Genomic DNA, 2,872 nt, shown 5'->3' on the forward strand with positions numbered 1-2,872 from the left:
GTACCATCTGCGCAGGCGGGCTTAACTTCTCTGTTCGAAATGGGAAGAGGTGAGCCCCGCCGCAATAACCACCTTAAGGTCGTTTTGCATGGGTAATCTTATTACTAAGACTAACAATACATAATATCTTAACACATTGAGATAAACATTCATTTTTTTGGAAAGAATCTGCTCCCCCTCATAAGAGGGGGAAGCTACAATAAGCTTACGGGTTATTAGTACTACTCGACTATGACATTACTGCCTTTACATCTATAGCCTATCAACGTGGTCATCTTCCACGACCCTTAAAAGAAATCTCATCTTGTGGTGGGTTTCGCGCTTATATGCTTTCAGCGCTTATCCCTTCCCGACGTAGCTACTCTGCGGTGCTCCTGGCGGAACAACAGATACACTAGAGGTCAGTCCAATTCGGTCCTCTCGTACTAGAATCAGATCCACTCAAATTTCTAACGCCCACAGTAGATAGAGACCGAACTGTCTCACGACGTTCTGAACCCAGCTCGCGTGCCACTTTAATGGGCGAACAGCCCAACCCTTGGGACCTTCTCCAGCCCCAGGATGTGACGAGCCGACATCGAGGTGCCAAACCCCCCCGTCGATATGAGCTCTTGGGGGAGATCAGCCTGTTATCCCCGGCGTACCTTTTATCCTTTGAGCGATGGCCCTTCCATGCGGAACCACCGGATCACTATGCTCTACTTTCGTACCTGATCGACCTGTATGTCTCTCAGTCAAGCTCCCTTATGCCATTGCACTCTACGCACGGTTACCAAGCGTGCTGAGGGAACCTTTAGAAGCCTCCGTTACTCTTTTGGAGGCGACCACCCCAGTCAAACTACCCACCAAGCAATGTCCCCCACAGTATGGGGTTAGGCCTCAGATAAGCAAAGGGTGGTATTTCAACAATGACTCCACAACGCCTGGCGACGCCATTTCACAGTCTCCCACCTATCCTACACATCACTTATCCAAGGTCAATACTAAGCTATAGTAAAGGTGCACAGGGTCTTTTCGTCCCACTGCGGGTAATCGGCATCTTCACCGATACTACAATTTCACCGAGCTCATGGCTGAGACAGCGTCCAGATCGTTACACCATTCGTGCAGGTCGGAACTTACCCGACAAGGAATTTCGCTACCTTAGGACCGTTATAGTTACGGCCGCCGTTTACTGGGGCTTCAATTCAATGCTTCTCCGAAGATAACATCTCCTCTTAACCTTCCAGCACCGGGCAGGTGTCAGGCCCTATACTTCATCTTACGATTTTGCAGAGCCCTGTGTTTTTGATAAACAGTCGCCTGGACCTCTTCACTGCGGCCCCGATTACTCGGGGCGACCCTTCTCCCGAAGTTACGGGTCTATTTTGCCTAATTCCTTAGCCATGAATCTCTCGAGCACCTTAGGATTCTCTCCTCAACTACCTGTGTCGGTTTACGGTACGGGTACTTATAATCTAAGTTTAGAAGTTTTTCTTGGCAGCCCTTAGGTACACTATCCCATCATCCGAAGAATCCGAGTACTATCGTATTTCACCAGTCCTGGCGGATTTGCCTACCAGGCCTATAGTTAGGTACTTTAACGAACTATTCCGTCAGTTCGCGGTACTTTCATCACTGCGTCACTCCATCACAATTATAAGTAGTACGGGAATATTAACCCGTTGGCCATCGACTTCCCCTTTCGGGTGCGCCTTAGGACCCGACTAACCCGCAGCTGATTAGCATAGCTGCGGAAACCTTAGTTTTTCGGTGTGCGGGTTTCTCGCCCGCATTATCGTTACTTATGCCTACATTTTCTTTTCTAACCTCTCCAGCATGCCTCGCGACACACCTTCTGCGATGTTAGAATGCTCCCCTACCACTTGTATTACTACAAATCCATAGCTTCGGTAGTATGCTTATGCCCGATTATTATCCATGCTCGTCCGCTCGACTAGTGAGCTGTTACGCACTCTTTAAATGAATGGCTGCTTCCAAGCCAACATCCTAGCTGTCGATGCAGACAAACCGCGTTTTTTCAACTTAGCATACATTTGGGGACCTTAGCTGATGGTCTGGGTTCTTTCCCTCTCGGACTTGGACCTTAGCACCCAAGCCCTCACTGCTGGTAAACATTATATAGCATTCGGAGTTTGTCAGGAATTGGTAGGCGGTGAAGCCCCCGCATCCAATCAGTAGCTCTACCTCTATATAACTTATATCCAGCGCTGCACCTAAATGCATTTCGGGGAGTACGAGCTATTTCCGAGTTTGATTGGCCTTTCACCCCTACCCACAGGTCATCCGAAGACTTTTCAACGTCAACCGGTTCGGACCTCCACTATGTGTTACCACAGCTTCATCCTGCCCATGGGTAGATCACACGGTTTCGCGTCTAACATTACTGACTAAAGCGCCCTATTCAGACTCGCTTTCGCTACGGATCCGTGACTTAATCACTTAACCTTGCCAGCAACGTTAACTCGTAGGCTCATTATGCAAAAGGCACGCCGTCACCCCACTAAAGGGCTCCGACCGCTTGTAAGCGTATGGTTTCAGGATCTATTGCACTCCGTTATTCACGGTTCTTTTCACCTTTCCTTCACAGTACTGGTTCACTATCGGTCTCTCAGGAGTATTTAGCCTTAGCGGATGGTCCCGCCAAATTCAGACAGGGTTTCACGTGCCCCGCCCTACTCAGGATACCACTATCCTTATCTTCTCTTACTTATACGGGACTATCACCCTCTTTGGTTTACCTTTCCAGGTAATTCTAATTCAATCCGCAAGAAATGTCGTGGTCCTACAACCCCAAAATTGCCGTAACAACTTTGGTTTGGGCTAATCCGCGTTCGCTCGCCACTACTTACGGAATCACTTTTGTTTTCTT

2 rRNA genes are annotated in these 2,872 nt (G+C 48.6%); both read right to left on the reverse strand.

The features are described 5' to 3' along the window. Positions 1-76: ribosomal RNA gene (gene rrf, locus ACFO7M_RS16285) — 5S ribosomal RNA — on the reverse strand; the annotation flags it as partial. A 119-nt stretch (positions 77-195) separates the two neighbouring features. Continuing rightward, positions 196-2,872 (reverse strand): 23S ribosomal RNA (locus ACFO7M_RS16290); the annotation flags it as partial.

Origin of the sequence: Flavobacterium sp. GCM10023249 (genome assembly GCF_042653365.1) — a bacterium.
Taxonomy (GTDB): Bacteria; Bacteroidota; Bacteroidia; order Flavobacteriales; family Flavobacteriaceae; genus Flavobacterium.